This is a genomic window from Streptomyces sp. NPDC003011 (assembly GCF_053591515.1).
The window spans coordinates 73,662-94,504 of record NZ_JBSFTY010000027.1; the positions used below are offsets into that span (position 1 = coordinate 73,662).

Sequence of the window (20,843 nt, forward strand, 5' to 3'; positions counted from 1 at the left end):
AGACTCCGCCGGGCAGCCGGCATCCACCACGCACACCCAGCGAGATGAGGTAGACAGGTATGGCCAACAACGCTGATGGATTGCAAGTCACGTATGACGGGCTCGACTTCGCGGCGACGAAGATCGGTAACGAGGCGAGCCAGCTCGAGCAGGATTTGCAGGAGCTGAAGAAGCTGGTGGTGAGCAGCCTTCAGTACTGGGAGGGCGAGGCTCAGGACACGTTCAACGAGAAGCTGCACCGTTGGGACAAGGAAGCCGGCGACATCCACACGGCGCTCACGGGTATCGGCCACGTCGTCGCGACGTCGGGCGGTACCTACATGCAGGGTGACAAGAAGGCGGCCAGCTACTTCCAGTAAGAAGAAGGCCGTAGCGGAATATCAGGGTGGGCGCGCGCGGGAGGCGCCCACCCTGTCGTTGATGCAGAGGGACGAACGAACTGCCGGGAACCAAGCACACGCGACAGGCGCTTGAGCCGGCCGTACGCCCAGGCGAGCGCCACGGCCTTGCGTCGGGGGCCTGTACGTCCTGCACCGCGAGAGGGGAGCACGGGCAGGCCGAGCGCGCATAACTCTGCGGCGAGAGCCGAGCGCAACGGGATGACACGCGGCGGCGCCGGTCTCGTACGTGGCCCTGGTCGCCAGGGGAAGTCCGATGGCGAGGGGAGTACTCCGGAGACGGCGCGCCCCGATTACCTGGTCGAAGACGGAGAGACGCCCTTCCCAACACACCGCGGCGTGATGTGCCGCCGGTTGTCAACTGAGTGCGAGCGAGGACACGGAGCACGATGATGTCAGGGATCAGCCGACGAGCCGAGCGGGCTGCGATCGTCAGGATGCGCTTCGGCACGCGAGCGCGCGCTGTCGGCGCACTCGTCGGTGCCCTGGCCGCCGTGAGTGCGGGATTCGCTCCGAGCGCCACGGCGTATGAAGCTCAATCGAAGCAGTGGTACCTGGAGCTGATGAAGACTGAGCAGATGTGGAACGTCAGCACCGGGGAGGGAGTCAAGATCGCTGTCATCGACAGCGGAGTGAACGCGAGCACTGCGTCACTCAAGGGACAGGTCTTGACGGAAGAGGTTCCGAGAGCCGTCGCATACGGTGCGACTGACGACTATGACGGTCACGGAACGACCATGGCGGAGTTGATCGCGGGCACCGGATCAAACGGTGGCATCAAGGGGCTGGCGCCAGGAGCGAAGATCGTCCCGTACCGCGTCGAGTTCAGCGATTTCAAGGGAACCGCAGAAGAGAAGCAGAAGATCCCCACGACTGGGGAGGCGATCAGAGCGGCGGCCGACACCGACGCAAAGATCATCAACATGTCGTTCAGTACGGTAGCCATCGAACGAGACACTGAAGCAGCAATCAAGTACGCGGCTTCCAAGGGCAAGCTCGTGGTGGCCGCTGTTGGAAACGAGGGCAAGGAGGAGGGGCTGATCGGCTATCCTGCGGCCTACCCCTACGTCCTCGGTGTCGCGGCAGCCGATCAGTCTCTGACTGTGTCGCAGACCTCTTCTTACGGTGACTACGTCGACCTTGCCGCCCCCGGTGAGGACCTCCCCGGATGGTGCGACGCCACCTTCCGCTCGTACTGCGTCGGGAACCAGGGTACGAGTGCCGCCTCCGCCATCGCGTCGGCCGCCGCCGCATTGATCTGGTCCGCGCACCCTGACTGGTCGGTCAATCAAGTCACCCGATCCCTGATCGACTCGGCTGGTCGTTCCTGGCCGAAGGACAAGCCGAACAAGTACTCCGGCTACGGGTTCATCCGTCCCCGCATCGTTCTCGCGGACGCCAAGTACAACGCGGGGTCGGCAAACGTCGACCCGCTTGCGAAAGACAATGGCGGAGACCTGCTGGCGAAGTCCGCGACTTCCGCGTCGTCCTCTCCCTCACCTTCTGCACCAGCCGCGTCACAAGCCCCCGAGAAGGGTTCTCTCGGCGGCACTTCAGCGGCAGGATCAAGCACGGAATCGTCCAACGACAGCAACACCCTCTGGATCGCCCTGGGGGCAACCGCCGCGGTCATCGTGATCGGTGGTGCGGGCGTGGCCGTCATGCGGTCGCGGCGCGCCAGGTGACCTCGACTGGTCTTGACGTCTTCAGCCGTCGTCAGCCCTGTGCTGTTCGGATAGGGCAGGCACTGCGTGCTCACCGCGGTAAAGCGCGATATCCGCGACGGTGAGCCGTATCAATCGGATCAACAACAGACACAGGAAAGGCAGGGCTGATCATGGCCGGCGGAAAGCAGAAGCTTGAAGATGCCGCAGTAGTTCAGCTGCAGAAGCAGATGTACGAGAAGTACGAGGGCATCCGTAAGCGGGTGCACAACCTTCAGGGTGTGATTGATGGCCTGGAGGGTCAGTGGCAGGGAATCGGCCGTGCCGCGTTCGACAAGAAGCAGGCCGAGATCAATCAGTCGTTGCAGAACATCGGCACCATCTTGGGTGATGTCATCGAGGCGATGACGTCGACGCGCAACATCAAGGACAGCAAGGAGGACGAGGTCCGGGCGGCGGTCAACAAGATCGATATTCAGGATGGCGCTCCCACCGTGCAGCCGTCTTCCCTCAGCTCCTACTGAGCCGAGCCGGTACACGGACTCCGCCGGGCAGCCGGCATCCACCACGCACACCCAGCGAGACGAGGTAGACAGGTATGGCCAACAACGCTGATGGGCTGCAAGTCACTTATGACGGGCTTGACTTCGCGGCGACGAAGATCGGTAACGAGGCGAGCCAGCTCGAGCAGGATTTGCAGGAGCTCAAGAAGCTGGTCGTGAGCAGCCTTCAGTACTGGGAGGGCGAGGCTCAGGACACGTTCAACGAGAAGCTGCACCGTTGGGACAAGGAAGCCGGCGACATCCACACGGCGCTCACGGGCATCGGCCACGTCGTCGCGACGTCGGGCGGTACGTACATGCAGGGTGACAAGAAGGCGGCCAGCTACTTCCAGTAGGCCGAGCGGTACAGAGCAATTCCGGGGTGGGCGCGCGCGGGAGGCGCCCACCCCGCTGCCGTGCCACTCCCCACCGCGCTCACGGTGAACGGCGGCCCTCTGCCCGAGCGAACGGTTCGGGCGCTCGCATTCGGTCGACCTCGCCGGAACCTTCACCGTGATGCAGGGGCGGAGGCCGCCCCTTCCGTGCTTCCCTCGTCCGCTGTCCTGGCCCCGCCGTCGCCACCACGGACGGATGACGGCTCACCTGCTTCGAGGCGCGGTACGGACCGCACCCGACGGCTTCGCGCGCCAGGGTGCACCCGGGCCGCGTCTTCCTGATGAACGTCAGCCCGGAACATCAGCACGAATCGACAGCACAGTGCTCGCCTACGCGGCCGCCTGAGAAGAACACCCGCCCCGCTTCCCCCTACGAGCAGCGTGTTCGGCGTACGGCCTTCATCGCCTCACCCCGCACCCCGTGCCCCGCACCCCGTGCCCCGCACTCCGTGCCCCGCCCCCTGTGCCCCGCCCCCCGCACCCCGCGCCCCGAACGCACCGAGGCCGTGCCCCGAAGCAGACACGGCCCCCACCCCACACGTCAGCCCACCGTCACACGTCCCCGTCCTCCACCAACCCCACCTGGACCAACGGCTTCCCCCGCTTCCGTGACACGAAGATGCCCCGCCCCGCGGGCATCGGCCGGGGCCGCACGTTGCCCAGCAGGTCGCCCTCGCCCGGATCACCCGCGAGGACCACGCCCTGGGCGCCGAGTTCCTTGATGCGCTGCATGAAGGACTCGTAGCCGGCGCGGCCCGCGCCCGCGGTGGAGCGGGCGATGATGAAGCGGACGCCGACGTCACGGGCGAACGGGAGGAGATCCGTCAGGCCCGCCAGCGGATTGCCGCTCGACGTGGACACCAGGTCGTAGTCGTCGACGATCACGTACACCGTGGGGCCGTGCCACCAGCTGCGGTCGCGCAGTTGCTGGGCCGTGACGTCAGCGGTGGGCGTGCGGCGCTGCATCAGGTCGGCCAGGGCGTCCATGTGGTGCTGCATCTGGTTCGACATGGGGATGTACTCCGCCAGGTGCGAAGGCGGCGTGACGCCCAGCAGTGAGCGGCGGTTGTCGACCACGAACAGCTTGCAGTCGTTGCCGTCGTACCGCTCGGTGAGGCGCTTGATGAGCAGCTTCAGCAGGTTCGACTTGCCGGACTCGCTCTCGCCGAAGACGAGGAAGAACGGGTCCTGGTCGAAGTCCACGAACACCGGTTCGAGGTTGTTCTCGTCGAGGGCGAAGGAGACACCCCGGTTCGGGAAACGGTCGCCCGGGGGCAGCTGGGCCGCCGGGAACTCCCTGGGCAGCAGGCGCACTTCGGGGGCGCCGGGCTGCGGCCAGTGACGGGCGACCTCGGCCGTGAGAGCCTGCGTCGCCTCCGCCAGGTCCGTGTCGGAGGACAGGCCGTCGATGCGCGGGACCGCCGCCATGAAGTGCTGCTTCTGCGGTGTCTGACCCCGCCCCGGCACGCCCGTGGGCACGTTGGCGGCGACCTTGCGGTCGAACTCGGAGTCCATGGGGTCGCCGAGCCGCAGCTCCAGGCGGTTCATGAGGTGGTCCTTGAGGTTCGCGCGGACCTCCATGGAGCGCGAGGCGGACAGGATCAGGTGGATGCCGTAACCGAGGCCGCGCGCCGCGATGTCCAGGACCAGCGGCTCCAACGCCTCGTAGTCCTGACGGAAGTTGCCCCAGCCGTCGATCACCAGGAAGACGTCGCCCCAGGGCTGGTCGGTCAGCGAGATGTCGCCCCGCGCGCGGCGGGTGCGGAACTCGGCGATCGAGGAGATGCCCGCCGAACGGAAGTACTCCTCGCGGCGGGTCAGGACGCCGTACACCTCGGCCGTCGTACGCCGCACCTTCTCGGGGTCGAGGCGTGAGGCCACGCCGCCCACGTGCGGCAGGCCGGCCACGGCCGACAGGCCGCCACCACCGAAGTCGAGCCCGTAGAACTGCACTTCGTGCGGGGTGTGGGTGAGCGCGAACGACGCGATGAGCGAACGCAGCAGCGTCGACTTGCCGGACTGCGGGCCGCCGAGGACCTGCATGTGACCGGCGGCGCCGCCGAAGTCGGCCCACAGCGGGTCGCGCCGCTGCTCGTACGGCTTGTCGACGAGGCCGACCGGGATGACGAGCCGCCCCGCGCCCTCGTAGCCGGGCTGGGTCATGCCGCGGCCGGGCACCGGAGCGAGTCCGGGCAGCAGCGAGTCGAGCGACGGCGGGCTGTCCAGCGGCGGCAGCCACACCTGGTGGGCGGCCGGGCCCTGCGCCTCCAGGCGCCGCACGATCACGTCCAGCACGGTGTCGGCGAGCGCGTCGTCCTGCTGCGCGTCGGGCTCCGCCTGACGCTGGTGCGGGATCGGCGAGTACTGCACGGGGACCTCGGCCGCGGTGAACAGCACCGGCCTGCGGTCGACCGGGAGCGGCCCGCCGGGCACGACGGCCTGCTGGGAACCCGTGCGGTACACGCCGGAGACGTACGCCGCCTTGAAGCGCACCATCTCCTCGGTGCCGAACTTCAGCAGGCCGGAGCCCGGGACGTTCGGCAGCTCGTAGGCGTCCGGGACACCGATCGCGGCGCGCGACTCGGCCGCCGAGAACGTCCGCAGACCGATCCGGTACGACAGGTAGGTCTCCAGGCCCCGCAGGCGGCCCTCCTCCAGGCGCTGCGAGGCGAGCAGCAGGTGTACGCCCAGCGAACGGCCGATGCGGCCGATCTGCACGAACATCTCGATGAAGTCCGGCTTCGCGGTGAGCAGTTCGCTGAACTCGTCGATCACCAGGATCAGGGACGGGATCGGCTGCAGGGGGGCGCCCGCCGCGCGGGCCTTCTCGTAGTCGTGGATGTTGGCGTAGTTGCCCGCGTCGCGGAGCATCTCCTGGCGGCGGTTGAGCTCACCGCGGATGGAGTCGCCCATGCGGTCGACCAGGGTCAGGTCGTCCGCGAGGTTGGTGATCACGGCCGCCACGTGCGGCATCTGCGCCATGCCGGCGAAGGTCGCGCCGCCCTTGAAGTCCGCGAGGACGAAGTTCAGCGTCTCGGAGGAGTGCGTCACCGCCAGACCGAGGACCAGCGTGCGCAGCAACTCCGACTTGCCGGAACCGGTCGCGCCGACGCACAGGCCGTGCGGGCCCATGCCCTCCTGCGCCGCCTCCTTGAGGTCGAGCATCACGGGCCGGCCGTCCTCGCCGAGGCCGATCGGCACCCGCAGGCGCTCCGACTGCGAACGCGGCCGCCAGGTCCGCCTCGGGTCGACGGAGGCCGCGTCGCCCAGGTTCAGCAGATCCGTGAACTCCAGGTTGGCGAGCAGCGGTTCGTCGTCCTCACCGCCCGATCCCATGCGCAGCGGCGCCAGTTGCCGGGCCAGCGCCTCGGCGGCCTCGTACGACAGGACGTCCGGGGTGCCCTCGTAGACCATGCCGTGCGCCGACTCCAGGCGCAGTTCCCTCGGGTGAACGATGACCGCGAGATCCCCGCGGCCCATGGTGAGGTCTCCGGGCACGACTTCGAGGACGGTCACGCCCTGCAGGCCCTCGGGGCTGGCGAGCAGGGAGGTGGGTGGCAGGGAGACACCGTCGAGCACGACCACCACGTGCGGCTGCTCGGGGACCGGCGGACCGGCGGGGTGGAAACGGGGGCGGCCCTGGAGGAAGGAGTCGAGCCGGTCCTCCAGTTGCAGCGGGTCGGCCGCGATCAGGCGCATGGTGCCGGCGCCGTCCGTGAGACCCCGGGTCTGCAGGTGCGGCAGCCACTTCGCCCACTCCCACTCGGGTGCCGACTCCCGCCCGGTGGCGACCGCGATGACCAGGTCCTCGGGGGAGTGCAGCGAGGCGAGGCAGGCGGCCACGGCACGGGCGGTGCCGCGCACGGTGCCGGGCTCGCCGCTGATCGTCACGTGGTAGAAGGCGCGCAGCGAGACCGCCATCGGCAGGTCCTCGAGGCTGCTGTGCGTGGCCAGGAAACGCTGCATGGCGCCGGCGGTCAGCGGCTCCAGGTCGTCCACCGGAGCGGTCTGCGGCGGCACCAGGGGAGTGGCCAGGGCCTGCGGGCCGAGCCCCACCCGCACCTGCCCGAAGTCCTCGTCACCGGTGCGCCGTTCCCACACCCGGCTGCCCTCGGCGACCAGGGCCCACAGTTGCTCCGGTGAAGGGTGCAGGTAGTACTGGGCGTCGCGCTGGGCCTGGGCGGTGCGCAGCGCCTGGCGCCGGGTCTGCGACAGATAGCGCAGGTAGTCGCGGCGCAGGTCCGCCAGCTGGCCCTGGTTGCCGCGACGGTAGCGGACCAGCATCGCGATGCCCATGGCGACCGTGGAGGCCACCATCACCATGCCCATGATCTTCATGAAGGGCTGGGCCTGCGGATTGAAGAAGAACACCACGGAACCACCCATGCCGAGCATGGGCAGGAGCTGCATCAGAGCGCCCTCCTGCTGCCCCCGCGGAAGCTCCGGCGGAGCCTGCAGCATCACCTCGTCCGTGGGCACTTCCTTCGGCAGTGCCCGCGGCGGGCGCTTGACGACGATGTGGCTCACTACGCACCAATTCCCTTGCCGGACCGAGTTGTTTCGTCCGCCGCCCCGTGTCGGGCGGACGTCGATCGCGCAGCGTGATCCTACTGACAACCGCTGACACCGGCGGGCGGTAGGGTGCCCGTGAGACGTGTGAGCAGTTGCGAATCGTGCCGGGAAAACCGGGCAATCCGCAACGGTTCGAACCCAGCGCCTCTCCGTGACCCCAGGGCGGAACGGCACGGTTGCCCGGGTGCGAGGGCGGCGCGGCACAACCTACACAGGATCTTTACGGGCGGGTGTGTGTGCGGCGGCACCGTGAGCCGCCCCACCACCGACGAGGGGGAACAGCAGGTGAGCATGACGGCCTCCGCGCCGGCCGGCGCGACCGGCGGACCGGGCACCGGAGCCCCTTCGGGGGCGGGTACAGGGCTCGGCTTCAGCCGGGTCACCATCGTGGCGCCGGACAGCCGCATCGACGTGGCGCTGCCCGACGACGTACCGGTCGCCGACCTGTACCCGGAGATCCTGCGGCTGTCCCAGCAGGGACCCGCCGAGGGCGCTCCCGTGGGATACCACCTCGTGCTCCGTGACGGCACCGTCCTCGACGGCTCGCGGTCGTTCGCCGCGCAGCGCATCCTCGACGGCGAGCTCCTCACCCTGCGTCCGTTCGCGGAGTCGCTGCCGCCCGCCGTCATCGACGACGTCTCCGAGGCGGTGGCCGCCGCCGTCACCCGTGACCGCACCCTGTGGAACGGCGACCTGACGCGGATCGCCGGCCTCGTCGCGGGCGGCATCCTGCCCGCGCTGCTGGCGTTCGTGGCCTGGAGCTCGCAGATCCGCCACGACATGCACAGCCTCCAGGGCATCGTCGCCGGCGTCACCGGAGTCCTGCTGATCACCATCGCGTGCGTACGCGCACGCGTGTACGACGACCGGGGCTCCGCGATCGCCCTCGGCCTGGGCGCCCTGCCGAACGTCGCCGTGGCCGGCTCCGGGCTGCTGCCGCTCTCGGAGGGCCAGGGCATCGGGCGGCTGCAGTTCCTGCTCGCCTGCGCGGGGGTGCTGGTCGCCGCCGTCGTCCTCACCCTGGTGTCACCTCGTGGCGACGGCCCCTTCGTGGCCTTCGTCTTCGCCTCAATGATCGGCCTGATCACCACCTTCATCGCCATTCTCACGGAGCTGCGGCCCATCGAGACGGCCGCCGTCTGCGCGCCGCTCTCCGTCGTCGCGCTGGCCTTCCTGCCCGGTCTGTCCATGCGGTTCGCGCGGCTGCCCATCGGCTTCGAACCGCCCAACCCCTCCCGCGGCGGCTACGACTCCGGTGAAGCCGCCGCGCAGGAGCCCGTCGACGTCGAGCGCATCGCGGCCCAGACCCGTCGCGGCCACGAACTCCTCGTCGGTCTCGTCGGCGGCTGTGCCCTCGTCTCCGTGGGCGCGTCGATCGTCCTCGGCTTCTCCGACAACGTGTGGGCCGAGCTGCTCGCCCTCGCCACCGGTGTGGCGATGCTGATGCGCGCCCACCTCTTCCGCTACACCGCGCAGGTCGGCGCCACGCTGGCCGCGGGCCTCGCCGCCCTGGTCTTCCTCGGCCTCGGGCTCGCCCTGAACCCGCCCCGGGACTACCTGCGCGACGCCTTCCTCGGCGACACCACCGCGCTCGACATCCGCAGCGTCTGGCTCGCGGCGGCCATCGCCGCGGCCGCCGCCCTGGTCACCGCGATCGGCCTGATCACCCCGCGGCGCGGTGTCACGCCCTTCTGGGGACGCTTCCTGGAGATCGCCGAGAGCTTCGTCCTGCTCACGCTGATCCCGCTGGCCCTGGCGGTCTTCGACGTCTACGCACGCGCGCGGGCCATGACCAGTTGACGAGACGTGCACGCCGGGGGCCGGGCGACGAGCGGCTGACGACCGGACCCGCGGGGACATGAACCGAGCCGCGCCCCTTACGGGAGCGCGGCTCGTGTCGTCACCGTGCCCGGTCTGTCTCCGGCCGTCCAACGCCGGCCGCTGAGGCCGCGGGCGCGGGCGCCGACCGGGCGGGCCGCAGCGCCATCCGCAACCGCGGCCCCACGCCCCGCCGCCGGTTCCCCGGCCTCACGGCGCCCGCCCTCTACTCCCCGAGCGCCCCGCCCCCCGGCGCCGCCTCCAGGTCGAACTCCCCGTCCCGCGCGCCGAGCACGAAGGCCCGCCACTCCGCCTCCGTGTACCGCAGTACGGTGTCCGGGTCGAGCGAGGACCGCATCGCCACGGCCCCGCCGGGCAGCTGGGCGATCTCGACCCGCTCCTCGTGCTCCTCGGTCCCCGGCGCGCTCTGCCACTCGGCACCGGAGATGTCGAGGGCGTACAGCTCGTCCCTCTCCCGCTCCTTGCGCGCCTTGATCTCCTGTGCCGTCTCTGCCGTCTCCGCCATGCCGCAGCGACCCCTTCCCGACGTACGTGCCTACGATCCGACGGTTCACCCTAGTGGCGCCGTCCGCCCCGCCCAGGGGCTTCCAGGACCGCGGTGAAGGCGCCCACCTGTGACTGGTACCCTGAGTGACGGCCGTTTGTGTACGCACCCCCGGAGCGCCGCTCTGGAGGCCGCGCCCAGCGGATCCCCGCCTCCCGAGTAACGGAAGCTCCCCCGAGACACAGACCGGGGGCACTCGGTGGCCCATCACAGACCATGAGGAGTACGCGTGCCGCTCGACGCCGCTACGAAGAAGCAGATCATCAGCGAGTTCGGCCAGAAGGAGGGCGACACCGGCTCCCCCGAGGTCCAGGTGGCGATGCTCTCCCGCCGTATCTCGGACCTGACCGAGCACCTCAAGACCCACAAGCACGACCACCACTCCCGTCGTGGTCTGCTGATCCTGGTCGGTCAGCGCCGTCGCCTGCTGCAGTACCTCGCCAAGAAGGACATCCAGCGCTTCCGTGCGCTGGTCGACCGCCTCGGCATCCGCCGCGGTGCGGCGGGCGCCAAGTAAGACGCCGTGAGGGGAGCGGTTCCCACAGGTATGGGGACCGCTCCTTTTTGTTGTATGTACTGAGTTCTGCCGCACGTGCGCAACGTGCGGAGTGTCACTGACGCTTTGTAGTGTGGTAGCACAACGCAATACGTGGGACACAGCGTGATGAGGCGGGCCCGGACGGGTACCCCGACATCACGAGACGAACAAAACGCACGAGACGAACGAAACGAACGAGGAGAAGCGCACCGCGCCGCCGCCGGTCCTCGGTAGTGGCCCCCGGGGAAGTGAGTCCCGAGGGCTTCGATCGAAGACCGGCCCGCACCAGACGGAGCGCTTCTCCGCAACCGTTCCCCCGCCACACGGGCGGAGAGGGACGAAGACGAGGAGAAAACACTAGTGGAGAACGAGACCCACTACGCCGAGGCCGTCATCGACAACGGCTCCTTCGGCACCCGCACCATCCGTTTCGAGACGGGCCGCCTGGCCAAGCAGGCCGCCGGCTCCGCCGTGGCGTACCTGGACGACGACACCATGGTGCTGTCGGCCACCACCGCCTCCAAGAACCCCAAGGACCAGCTCGACTTCTTCCCCCTGACGGTGGACGTCGAGGAGCGGATGTACGCCGCCGGCAAGATCCCCGGCAGCTTCTTCCGCCGTGAGGGCCGTCCCTCCGAGGACGCCATCCTCACCTGCCGCCTCATCGACCGTCCGCTGCGCCCGTCCTTCAAGAAGGGCCTGCGCAACGAGATCCAGGTCGTCGCCACGATCATGGCGCTCAACCCCGACCACCTGTACGACGTCGTGGCCATCAACGCCGCCTCCGCGTCCACGCAGCTGGCCGGTCTGCCCTTCTCCGGCCCGATCGGCGGCGTCCGCGTCGCGCTGATCAACGGCCAGTGGGTCGCGTTCCCGACGCACACCGAGCTCGAGGACGCCGTCTTCGACATGGTCGTCGCGGGCCGCGTCCTGGACGACGGCGACGTCGCGATCATGATGGTCGAGGCCGAGGCCACCGAGAAGACCATCCAGCTGGTCAAGGGCGGCGCCCAGGCGCCCACCGAGGAGGTCGTCGCCTCCGGTCTGGACGCCGCGAAGCCCTTCATCAAGGTGCTCTGCAAGGCCCAGGCCGACCTCGCCGCGAAGGCCGCCAAGCCGACCGGCGAGTTCCCGGTCTTCCTCGACTACCAGGACGACATCCTGGAGGCGCTGTCCGCCGCCGTCCGCCCGGAGCTCGCCTCCGCGCTGACGATCGCGGGCAAGCAGGAGCGCGAGGCCGAGCTGGACCGCGTCAAGGCGCTGGCCGCCGAGAAGCTCCTGCCGGAGTTCGAGGGCCGCGAGAAGGAGATCTCCGCCGCGTACCGCTCGCTCACCAAGCAGCTGGTCCGCGAGCGCGTGATCAAGGAGAAGAAGCGCATCGACGGCCGCGGGCTGACGGACATCCGTACGCTCGCCGCCGAGGTCGAGGCCATCCCGCGCGTGCACGGTTCCGCGCTGTTCGAGCGTGGCGAGACCCAGATCCTGGGCGTCACCACCCTGAACATGCTCCGTATGGAGCAGCAGCTGGACACCCTCTCCCCGGTGACCCGCAAGCGCTACATGCACAACTACAACTTCCCGCCGTACTCCGTCGGCGAGACCGGCCGCGTCGGCTCCCCCAAGCGCCGCGAGATCGGCCACGGCGCCCTCGCCGAGCGCGCCATCGTGCCGGTGCTGCCGACGCGCGAGGAGTTTCCCTACGCGATCCGTCAGGTGTCCGAGGCCCTCGGCTCCAACGGCTCGACGTCCATGGGCTCGGTCTGCGCCTCCACCATGTCGCTGCTGAACGCCGGTGTGCCTCTCAAGGCCCCCGTCGCCGGTATCGCCATGGGCCTGATCTCCCAGGAGATCAACGGTGAGACGCACTACGTCGCCCTCACCGACATCCTCGGTGCGGAGGACGCCTTCGGCGACATGGACTTCAAGGTCGCCGGCACCAAGGAGTTCGTGACCGCCCTCCAGCTCGACACCAAGCTGGACGGCATCCCGGCCTCCGTCCTGGCCGCGGCCCTCAAGCAGGCCCGTGACGCCCGCCTCCACATCCTCGACGTGATGATGGAAGCGATCGACACGCCGGACGAGATGTCCCCCAACGCCCCGCGGATCATCACCGTCAAGATCCCCGTGGACAAGATCGGCGAGGTCATCGGCCCCAAGGGCAAGATGATCAACCAGATCCAGGAGGACACCGGCGCCGAGATCACGATCGAGGACGACGGCACCATCTACATCGGTGCCCAGGTCGGCTCGCAGGCCGAGGCCGCCCGCGCCACGATCAACGGCATCGCCAACCCGACCATGCCGGAGGTCGGCGAGCGCTACCTGGGTACGGTCGTCAAGACCACCACCTTCGGCGCGTTCGTGTCGCTGCTCCCGGGCAAGGACGGTCTGCTGCACATCTCGCAGATCCGCAAGCTCGCCGGCGGCAAGCGCGTGGAGAACGTCGAGGACGTGCTCGGTGTGGGCTCCAAGGTCCAGGTCGAGATCGCCGAGATCGACTCCCGCGGCAAGCTCTCCCTCATCCCCGTGATCGAGGGCGAAGGCGACGACGACGAGAAGAAGGACGACACCGACCAGTGACGTCGAGCAGCTCCACGGCGACGGCCCGCACCTCCTCGGAGGCGCGGGCCGTCGCCCGTACCCAAACCCTGATCAAGGGCACCAACGGCATCGGCACGGTCCGCAAGACCACCCTCCCGGGTGGCCTGCGCATCGTCACCGAGACCCTGCCGTCGGTGCGCTCGGCGACCTTCGGTATCTGGGCCCACGTGGGCTCCCGCGACGAGACGCCGGCCCTGAACGGCGCCACGCACTACCTGGAGCACCTGCTCTTCAAGGGCACGTCCCGCCGCAGCGCCCTGGACATCTCGTCGGCCGTCGACGCCGTCGGCGGCGAGATGAACGCGTTCACGGCGAAGGAGTACACGTGCTACTACGCACGCGTGCTCGACACCGACCTGCCGCTGGCCATCGACGTCGTCTGCGACATGTTGACGGGCTCCCTCATCCGCGAGGAGGACGTCAACGTCGAGCGCGGCGCGATCCTCGAAGAGATCGCGATGACCGAGGACGACCCGGGCGACGGCGTGCACGACCTTTTCGCGCGCACCATGTTCGGCGACAACCCCCTCGGCCGCCCGGTCCTCGGCACGGTCGACACGGTCAACGCCCTCACTGCCGACCGCATCCGCCGCTTCTACAAGAAGCACTACGACCCGACCCATCTCGTGGTCGCGTGCGCCGGCAACATCGACCACGACAAGGTCGTACGGCAGGTCCGCGCCGCCTTCGAGAAGGCGGGCGCCTTCAGGAACCCGGAGGCCACGCCCATCGCCCCGCGCGACGGCCGGCGCACCCTGCGCACGGCGGGCCGCGTCGAGCTGATCGGCCGCAAGACCGAGCAGGCGCACGTCGTCCTCGGCATGCCGGGCCTGGCCCGCACGGACGAGCGCCGCTGGGCGCTGGGGGTGCTCAACACGGCCCTCGGCGGCGGCATGTCGTCCAGGCTCTTCCAGGAGGTCCGGGAGAAGCGCGGCCTGGCCTACAGCGTGTACTCGTACACCTCGGGCTTCGCCGACTGCGGCCTGTTCGGCGTGTACGCGGGCTGCCGCCCGAGCCAGGTGCACGACGTGCTGAAGATCTGCCGCGACGAACTCGACCAGGTCGCCGAGCACGGCCTCTCGGACGACGAGATCGGCCGCGCCATCGGCCAGCTCCAGGGTTCCACCGTCCTCGGTCTGGAGGACACGGGCGCGCTGATGAACCGTATCGGCAAGAGCGAGCTGTGCTGGGGCGAGCAGATGTCGGTGGACGACATGCTGGCCCGGATCGCCTCGGTCACCCCGGACGACGTCCGCTCGGTGGCCGCCGAGATCCTGGGACGGCGGCCCTCGCTCTCGGTCATCGGCCCGCTGAAGGACAAGCAGGCGTCCCGTCTGCACGACGCCGTCGCCTGATCAACTCCGGAACCCGGTAAGGAAGCAAGAAGATGAGCAAGCTGCGCGTGGCGGTCCTCGGTGCCAAGGGCCGCATCGGCGCCGAGGCGGTCCGGGCGGTCGAGGCGGCCGAGGACATGGAACTGGTCGCCGCCCTGGGCAGGGGCGACACCCTGGAGACGCTGACCGAGACCGGCGCCCAGGTCGCCGTCGAGCTGACCACGCCGGCCTCGGTCATGGACAACCTCGACTTCTGCGTACGGCACGGCATCCACGCCGTCGTCGGGACGACGGGCTGGACGGAAGAACGCCTCGCGCAGCTCAACGGCTGGCTCGCCGAGTCCCCGCGGACAGGCGTCCTCATCGCGCCCAACTTCTCCATCGGGGCCGTCCTGACCATGAAGTTCGCGCAGATCGCCGCGCCCTACTTCGAGTCCGTCGAGGTCATCGAGCTGCACCACCCCAACAAGGTGGACGCCCCCTCCGGCACCGCCACCCGGACGGCCCAGCTCATCGCCGAGGCCCGCCGCGCGGCCGGCTCCGCTCCGGCACCGGACGCCACCGTCACAGCGCTGGACGGCGCGCGCGGAGCCGACGTGGACGGCGTTCCCGTGCACGCCATCCGCCTGCGCGGCCTGCTCGCCCACCAGGAGGTCCTGCTGGGCGGCGAGGGCGAGACCCTCACCGTGCGCCACGACTCCCTGCACCACAGCAGCTTCATGCCGGGCATCCTGCTCGGCGCCCGCCGTGTGGTGACGACCCCGGGCCTCACCTTCGGCCTGGAGCACTTCCTGGATCTGGGCTGACACCCGCCATGCGAGCCAAACTCTCCTACGCGGTCACGGCCGCCGTCCTGGTCGTCTACTTCGTCCTGGTCGGCAGCCGCGGCGTGATGCTCATCCAGGCCGGCACGCTCCTCACCGTGACCTTTGGGGTCGCGGTGCTGATCCTGCCGGTCATCGGTCTGTGGTTCCTGTGGAAGAACACCCAGTTCGTCCGCAAGGCCAATCTGCTCGCCGCCGAACTCGACGCCGAGGGCGGTCTGCCGGTCGACGAACTCAAGCGCACGCCCGCCGGTCGCATCGACCGCGACTCGGCCGACGAGGTCTTCGCCCGGCGCAAGGCGGAGACGGAGGCGGCTCCGGACGACTGGCGCAGCTGGTTCCGGCTGGCCATCGCCTACCACGACGCCCGCGACACCCCGCGCGCCCGTAAGGCGATGCAACGGGCGATCGCCCTGCACGACGGCAGGCCGGTCGAGGTCTGACCGCCCCCGCTGTACGCCGAAGGGCCGGTCCGCTCCCGCTGACCGGCCCTTTCGCGTCGTCGGTGGGCGTCAGCCCCGCCGGTACTCGTCCGCCCACGCCTCCACCGCGTCCGCCGCCCGGTTGAAGGCACCGGCTCGCGCCAGGAAGTCCGCGTTGTGCGTGCTCAGCAGCGCCGACACGTCCTGCGCACCACGATCCCGCCGTACGAGGGTCAGTGCCTGCCCCTGCACCGTGCGGGGCAGCCCGAGCCAGCGCACCGGCTGCTGCACCGTCCGCACGGCGGCGATCCGGCCCCAGGGCACCGTGCGGGTGAGGAGGAAGCCCACCTGGCGCAGCCCGTGGGCGCTCACCCACACGCCCATGCGCAGCAGCCGCAGCGCGCCGACGATGACCACCGCCGCGATCCCGAGGACGATCCCGGCCTTGGACACCGAGCCCGTCAGCGCGATGATGACCGCCGCGAACAGCACGTACGAGGCGAGCAGCAGCGACATCGCGGCCGCGCCCACCCGCCACGGCCCGGGCCGGTAGGGGCGCCGCCAGCGGTCGCGGTCGTCGAAGGGCAGCGCGACGTCCTCCGCCGCCTCGAACGCGCGGTCGGCTGTCAGGAAGGGCAGGGGCACGGCTGGTCCTCACTCAATCCACACGTGGGCTGTGCCCGGTGAGGTTATCGACCTGTGTCCCCGCTCACCACCTCTGGGGTCCGGATGGAGTCAGTCCCGGCTCACCGCCGCGGGCTCACCGTCCCTCGGATGCCTGGGACTGGGACTGGGACTGGGACTGCTGGGTCTGCGTGGGCGACTGATCCTGGGACAGTGCCGGCATCCCGAGGACCAGGGAACCCACGAGCCCGGCGGTGATCGTGAGCCCAAGGAGCCAGCGCCCGGCTATCTCCGCGGCGGACGCCCGCTCCCGGGGCGGGGGAGTGACATTGCTGCGGAACCTGTCGGCTTCGGCGAGGAAGGCGAACGGTACGGGTTCGCGCCGACGGAACATCGGGGTCGGTTCTCCTTTCGGGGATCGAACACATCACTGCTGTCCAGAGAGACGAACAAGTGCGACGGAAGGTGCCCGCTTGCCCCGAATTCACGGAAGATGTCGCGTCACGGCACCGAAAGCCCCGATGTCAGTGCCGGGCCGTAGAGTGGGCGCCGCCCGAGAGAAGTGATGGAAGGACCCCCCGAGCCGTGACCGACACCCCCGCCGACGACCTGAAGCCCAGCTTCCGCAGCGACGTCACCGTCGAACTCGTCAAGCACACCGCGTCCGACGCCGACGTGCTCTTCGCCGCGCGCGTCTCGACCGTCGGCGAGCAGTCCCTGGACGAGCTGGGCAAGGACCCGGAGCGCTCCAAGGGCCTGATCAACTACCTGATGCGGGACCGGCACGGCAGCCCCTTCGAGCACAACTCGATGACCTTCTTCATCAGCGCCCCGATCTTCGTCTTCCGCGAGTTCATGCGGCACCGGGTGGGCTGGTCGTACAACGAGGAGTCCGGCCGCTACCGCGAGCTCCAGCCCGTCTTCTACGTACCGGACGCCTCCCGCAAGCTCGTCCAGGAGGGCCGCCCCGGCAAGTACGTCTTCGTCGAGGGCACCGAGGCCCAGCGCGAGCTGACCGCCCGCGCCATGGAGGACTCCTACCGTCAGGCGTACGAGGCGTACCAGGAGATGCTGCGCGCCGGCGTCGCCCGCGAGGTCGCCCGCGCGGTCCTCCCGGTCGGCCTGTTCTCCTCGATGTACGCCACGTGCAACGCGCGCTCGCTGATGCACTTCCTCGGCCTGCGCACCCAGCACGAGCTGGCGAAGGTCCCGTCCTTCCCGCAGCGGGAGATCGAGATGGTCGGCGAGAAGATGGAGGCCGAGTGGGCCCGGCTCATGCCGCTCACCTATGCCGCCTTCAACACGAACGGCCGGGTGGCGCCGTAACGCGCGGTCGCGCCCGTCAGGGCACAGATGTACGGATCAGTCGCGCGAAGTGTCCGTATTGCGGCATTTAGAGAAGTTCATCTAGCCTGATCAAACGGACCCGGCACTGCTTGAACCCCCGAGCAGGCAGTGCCGGGATCCGCATGTGTCACCACTTGTCGCCTGCCCCTAGGGCAGACCCCACCCTGAGCAACGAGTAGCGTGTTCCCCATGGCTCCGACCTCCACTCCGCAGACCCCCTTCGGGCGGGTCCTCACCGCCATGGTCACGCCCTTCACGGCGGACGGCGCACTCGACCTCGACGGCGCACAGCGGCTCGCCACCCACCTGGTGGACGCAGGCAACGACGGCCTGATCGTCAACGGCACCACCGGTGAGTCGCCCACCACCAGCGACGCGGAGAAATCGGATCTCGTACGGGCCGTCCTGGAGGCCGTCGGCGACCGCGCCCACGTCATCGCAGGCGTCGGCACCAACGACACCCACCACAGCATCGAGCTCGCCCGCACTGCGGAGCAGGTGGGCGCGCACGGCCTCCTGATCGTCACCCCGTACTACAACAAGCCCCCGCAGGAGGGCCTGTACCGGCACTTCACCGCCATCGCCGACGCCGCCGAACTGCCGGTCATGCTGTACGACATCCCCGGCCGCAGCGGCGTCCCGATCAACACCGAGACGCTGGTCCGCCTCGCGGAGCACCCGCGGATCGTCGCCAACAAGGACGCCAAGGGCGACCTCGGCCGCGCCAGCTGGGCCATCGCCCGCTCCGGCCTCGCCTGGTACTCCGGCGACGACATGCTGAACCTGCCGCTGCTCTCCGTGGGCGCGGTCGGCTTCGTCTCGGTCGTCGGCCACGTGGTCACCCCCGACCTGCGCGCCCTGGTCGACGCGTTCACCTCCGGGGACGTACAGAAGGCCACGGAGATCCACCAGAAGCTGCTCCCCGTCTACACGGGCATGTTCCGCACCCAGGGCGTCATGACGACGAAGGCCGCGCTCACCCTCCAGGGTCTGCCCGCCGGACCGCTCCGCGCCCCGATGGTCGAGCTCAGCCCCGAAGAGGTCCAGCAGCTCAAGCTCGATCTCGCCGCAGGCGGGGTACAGCTCTAGTACCAGACTTCGCGCGCCCGCGCGCGCAACAGACTTCACAACTGAATAAGCAGGCCACCGATGCCTGCGTCCACAACGACAACTGCTTCTGCACGAACGTCATGCGCGCCACGTGCCCTCCGGTACGTGGCGCGTGTGGTGAGGAGAGTCTTTTGAGTCATCCGCATCCTGAACTCGGCCCGCCCCCGCCGCTGACCGAAGGCGGTCTACGGATCACCCCGCTCGGCGGCCTCGGCGAGATCGGCCGGAACATGACGGTCTTCGAGTACGGAGGCCGCCTGCTGATCGTCGACTGCGGAGTGCTCTTCCCCGAGGAGGAGCAGCCCGGAATCGATCTGATCCTGCCGGACTTCTCGTCCATCCGGGACCGCCTCGACGACATCGAGGGCATCGTCCTCACCCACGGGCACGAGGACCACATCGGCGGTGTCCCCTATCTCCTGCGCGAGAAGCCGGACATCCCGCTGATCGGCTCCAAGCTGACCCTCGCCCTGATCGAGGCGAAGCTCCAGGAGCACCGCATCCGTCCGTACACCCTCGAGGTGGCGGAGGGGCACCGCGAGCGCATCGGTCCCTTCGACTGCGAGTTCGTCGCGGTCAACCACTCCATCCCGGACGCGCTGGCCGTCGCCATCCGCACCCCGGCCGGCATGGTGGTGCACACGGGCGACTTCAAGATGGACCAGCTCCCGCTGGACAACCGCCTCACGGACCTGCACGCGTTCGCACGGCTCAGCGAGGAAGGCATCGACCTCCTCCTCAGCGACTCCACGAACGCCGAGGTTCCGGGGTTCGTCCCGCCCGAGCGCGACATCTCCAACGTCCTGCGCCAGGTTTTCGCGAACGCCAACAAGCGGATCATCGTGGCGAGTTTCGCCAGCCACGTGCACCGCATCCAGCAGATCCTGGACGCGGCCCACGAATACGGCCGCAGAGTCGCGTTCGTCGGCCGCTCGATGGTCCGCAACATGGGCATCGCACGGGACCTCGGCTACCTGAAGGTCCCGCCGGGCCTGGTGGTCGACGTCAAGACGCTCGACGACCTCCCGGACCACCAGATCGTCCTGGTCTGCACGGGCTCCCAGGGCGAACCGATGGCGGCGCTCTCCCGCATGGCCAACCGGGACCACCAGATCCGCATCGTCGACGGCGACACCGTGATCCTGGCGTCGTCGCTCATCCCCGGCAACGAGAACGCGGTCTACCGCGTGATCAACGGCCTGACCCGCTGGGGCGCCCACGTCGTCCACAAGGGCAACGCCAAGGTCCATGTCTCGGGCCACGCGTCGGCCGGCGAGCTGCTGTACTTCTACAACATCTGCCGCCCGAAGAACCTGATGCCGGTCCACGGCGAATGGCGCCACCTGCGGGCCAACGCCGAGCTGGGCGCCCTGACCGGTGTCCCGCACGACCGGATCGTCATCGCCGAGGACGGCGTGGTCGTCGACCTGATCGAGGGCAAGGCGAAGATCTCCGGCAAGGTCCAGGCGGGGTACGTGTACGTCGACGGCCTCTCGGTCGGTGACGTGGGCGAGCCGGCGCTGAAGGACCGCAAGATCCTCGGTGACGAGGGCATCATCTCGGTCTTCGTGGTCATCGACTCGTCGACCGGGAAGATCACGGGTGGCCCGCACGTCCAGGCCCGCGGCTCGGGCATCGAGGACTCCGCCTTCGCGGACGTCCTCCCGAAGGTCACGGAAGTGCTGGAGCGCTCGGCGCAGGACGGCGTGGTCGAACCCCACCAGCTCCAGCAGCTGGTACGGCGGACCCTGGGCAAGTGGGTCTCGGACAAGTACCGACGCCGGCCGATGATCCTCCCGGTGGTCGTGGAGGTCTGACGGCCCGTCGGACACTCGTCCGCGTCAACCTCGAGCGGGGCGCCTCGATTTGCATCGAGGCGCCCCGCTCCAGTACGTTTACGGCTCCGCTCGAGGGGGAACCCGGTAGCTTCGCGCTCCGGAGCCAGCCCCCGAGGGGGCGGGAATTCCGACTCAGAACTTCTGATAAAGTCGGAGTCGCCGGAAAGGGAAACGCGGAAGCGGGAACCTGGAAAGCACCGAGGAAATCGGATCGGAAAAGGATCTGATAGAGTCGGAAACGCAAGACCGAA

17 protein-coding genes are annotated in these 20,843 nt (G+C 69.2%); 13 read left to right on the forward strand and 4 right to left on the reverse strand.

Annotated features, from left to right (window positions below):
- The first annotated feature begins 59 nt into the window (after positions 1 to 59).
- The 4 genes from ACWD0J_RS16235 to ACWD0J_RS16250 all read left to right on the forward strand — a co-directional run bounded on the left by ACWD0J_RS16235 (position 60) and on the right by ACWD0J_RS16250 (position 2,960).
- The gene (locus ACWD0J_RS16235; protein ID WP_451496449.1) at positions 60 to 359 is read left to right on the forward strand and encodes a WXG100 family type VII secretion target; all 300 of its coding nucleotides are present in this window, start codon (positions 60 to 62) and stop codon (positions 357 to 359) included.
- Between the two features lie 476 nt (positions 360 to 835).
- Positions 836 to 2,083 (forward strand): S8 family serine peptidase, encoded by a 1,248-nt coding sequence (locus tag ACWD0J_RS16240; RefSeq protein WP_451496450.1) that lies wholly within the window; start codon positions 836 to 838, stop codon positions 2,081 to 2,083.
- A 152-nt stretch (positions 2,084 to 2,235) separates the two neighbouring features.
- A complete protein-coding gene (locus tag ACWD0J_RS16245) occupies positions 2,236 to 2,586 on the forward strand; it encodes a WXG100 family type VII secretion target (RefSeq protein ID WP_451496448.1) in 351 nt (116 codons plus the stop codon).
- 74 nt (positions 2,587 to 2,660) lie between these two features.
- Positions 2,661 to 2,960, forward strand: coding sequence for a WXG100 family type VII secretion target (locus ACWD0J_RS16250; RefSeq protein ID WP_451496449.1), 300 nt, complete (start codon positions 2,661 to 2,663; stop codon positions 2,958 to 2,960).
- Positions 2,961 to 3,551: 591 nt separating this feature from the next.
- Here the strand turns inward: ACWD0J_RS16250 and eccCa are convergent.
- The gene (gene eccCa / locus ACWD0J_RS16255) at positions 3,552 to 7,526 is read right to left on the reverse strand and encodes a type VII secretion protein EccCa (RefSeq protein WP_451496451.1); all 3,975 of its coding nucleotides are present in this window, start codon (positions 7,524 to 7,526) and stop codon (positions 3,552 to 3,554) included.
- Positions 7,527 to 7,862: 336 nt separating this feature from the next.
- Here eccCa and eccD point away from each other — a divergent pair, with 336 nt between their 5' ends.
- Complete coding sequence (gene eccD, locus ACWD0J_RS16260) at positions 7,863 to 9,371, forward strand: type VII secretion integral membrane protein EccD (RefSeq protein ID WP_451496466.1); 1,509 nt, start codon at positions 7,863 to 7,865, stop codon at positions 9,369 to 9,371.
- Between the two features lie 244 nt (positions 9,372 to 9,615).
- Here the strand turns inward: eccD and ACWD0J_RS16265 are convergent, their stop codons facing one another.
- Complete coding sequence (locus ACWD0J_RS16265; protein ID WP_451496452.1) at positions 9,616 to 9,915, reverse strand: DUF397 domain-containing protein; 300 nt, start codon at positions 9,913 to 9,915, stop codon at positions 9,616 to 9,618.
- Between the two features lie 268 nt (positions 9,916 to 10,183).
- Between ACWD0J_RS16265 and rpsO the strand changes: the two genes are divergently transcribed.
- The 5 genes from rpsO to ACWD0J_RS16290 all read left to right on the forward strand — a co-directional run bounded on the left by rpsO (position 10,184) and on the right by ACWD0J_RS16290 (position 15,694).
- Positions 10,184 to 10,471: a 30S ribosomal protein S15 gene (gene rpsO, locus ACWD0J_RS16270; RefSeq protein ID WP_015657483.1), complete on the forward strand. Its 288-nt coding sequence runs from the start codon at positions 10,184 to 10,186 to the stop codon at positions 10,469 to 10,471.
- A 381-nt stretch (positions 10,472 to 10,852) separates the two neighbouring features.
- A complete protein-coding gene (locus ACWD0J_RS16275) occupies positions 10,853 to 13,072 on the forward strand; it encodes a polyribonucleotide nucleotidyltransferase (protein ID WP_451496453.1) in 2,220 nt (739 codons plus the stop codon).
- Positions 13,069 to 14,448: a M16 family metallopeptidase gene (locus ACWD0J_RS16280; protein ID WP_451496454.1), complete on the forward strand. Its 1,380-nt coding sequence runs from the start codon at positions 13,069 to 13,071 to the stop codon at positions 14,446 to 14,448. Before ACWD0J_RS16275 ends, ACWD0J_RS16280 begins: the two co-directional genes overlap by 4 nt.
- 32 nt (positions 14,449 to 14,480) lie before the next feature.
- Entirely contained in the window at positions 14,481 to 15,233 is a 753-nt protein-coding gene (gene dapB / locus ACWD0J_RS16285; RefSeq protein WP_451496455.1) for a 4-hydroxy-tetrahydrodipicolinate reductase, read from the forward strand.
- An 8-nt stretch (positions 15,234 to 15,241) separates the two neighbouring features.
- Positions 15,242 to 15,694 (forward strand): hypothetical protein, encoded by a 453-nt coding sequence (locus tag ACWD0J_RS16290; protein WP_451496456.1) that lies wholly within the window; start codon positions 15,242 to 15,244, stop codon positions 15,692 to 15,694.
- A gap of 69 nt (positions 15,695 to 15,763) precedes the next feature.
- On the opposite strand, the gene ACWD0J_RS16295 is transcribed toward ACWD0J_RS16290, so the two are convergent.
- Both ACWD0J_RS16295 and ACWD0J_RS16300 read right to left on the reverse strand, forming a co-directional pair.
- Entirely contained in the window at positions 15,764 to 16,318 is a 555-nt protein-coding gene (locus tag ACWD0J_RS16295) for a hypothetical protein (RefSeq protein ID WP_451496457.1), read from the reverse strand.
- A gap of 115 nt (positions 16,319 to 16,433) precedes the next feature.
- Complete coding sequence (locus ACWD0J_RS16300; protein WP_451496458.1) at positions 16,434 to 16,691, reverse strand: hypothetical protein; 258 nt, start codon at positions 16,689 to 16,691, stop codon at positions 16,434 to 16,436.
- A 191-nt stretch (positions 16,692 to 16,882) separates the two neighbouring features.
- Here ACWD0J_RS16300 and thyX point away from each other — a divergent pair, with 191 nt between their 5' ends.
- From thyX to ACWD0J_RS16315, 3 genes are all read left to right on the forward strand, one after another.
- Positions 16,883 to 17,623, forward strand: coding sequence for an FAD-dependent thymidylate synthase (gene thyX, locus ACWD0J_RS16305; protein ID WP_451496459.1), 741 nt, complete (start codon positions 16,883 to 16,885; stop codon positions 17,621 to 17,623).
- A 210-nt stretch (positions 17,624 to 17,833) separates the two neighbouring features.
- On the forward strand, positions 17,834 to 18,733 hold the full coding sequence (gene dapA, locus ACWD0J_RS16310; protein WP_451496460.1) for a 4-hydroxy-tetrahydrodipicolinate synthase: 900 nt from the start codon (positions 17,834 to 17,836) through the stop codon (positions 18,731 to 18,733).
- 152 nt (positions 18,734 to 18,885) lie between these two features.
- A complete protein-coding gene (locus tag ACWD0J_RS16315; protein ID WP_451496461.1) occupies positions 18,886 to 20,571 on the forward strand; it encodes a ribonuclease J in 1,686 nt (561 codons plus the stop codon).
- Positions 20,572 to 20,843: the final 272 nt, after the last annotated feature.

What these genes read in the sequence shown, in the direction of transcription:
- ACWD0J_RS16235 (WP_451496449.1), top strand. Translation starts at nt 60, where the DNA reads ATGGCCAACAACGCTGATGGATTGCAAGTCACGTATGACGGGCTCGAC.
- ACWD0J_RS16265 (WP_451496452.1), bottom strand. Translation starts at nt 9,915, where the DNA reads ATGGCGGAGACGGCAGAGACGGCACAGGAGATCAAGGCGCGCAAGGAG.
- ACWD0J_RS16250 (WP_451496449.1), top strand. Translation starts at nt 2,661, where the DNA reads ATGGCCAACAACGCTGATGGGCTGCAAGTCACTTATGACGGGCTTGAC.
- ACWD0J_RS16245 (WP_451496448.1), top strand. Translation starts at nt 2,236, where the DNA reads ATGGCCGGCGGAAAGCAGAAGCTTGAAGATGCCGCAGTAGTTCAGCTG.
- eccD (WP_451496466.1), top strand. Translation starts at nt 7,863, where the DNA reads ATGACGGCCTCCGCGCCGGCCGGCGCGACCGGCGGACCGGGCACCGGA.
- dapB (WP_451496455.1), top strand. Translation starts at nt 14,481, where the DNA reads ATGAGCAAGCTGCGCGTGGCGGTCCTCGGTGCCAAGGGCCGCATCGGC.
- ACWD0J_RS16290 (WP_451496456.1), top strand. Translation starts at nt 15,242, where the DNA reads ATGCGAGCCAAACTCTCCTACGCGGTCACGGCCGCCGTCCTGGTCGTC.
- ACWD0J_RS16300 (WP_451496458.1), bottom strand. Translation starts at nt 16,691, where the DNA reads ATGTTCCGTCGGCGCGAACCCGTACCGTTCGCCTTCCTCGCCGAAGCC.
- ACWD0J_RS16240 (WP_451496450.1), top strand. Translation starts at nt 836, where the DNA reads ATGCGCTTCGGCACGCGAGCGCGCGCTGTCGGCGCACTCGTCGGTGCC.
- dapA (WP_451496460.1), top strand. Translation starts at nt 17,834, where the DNA reads ATGGCTCCGACCTCCACTCCGCAGACCCCCTTCGGGCGGGTCCTCACC.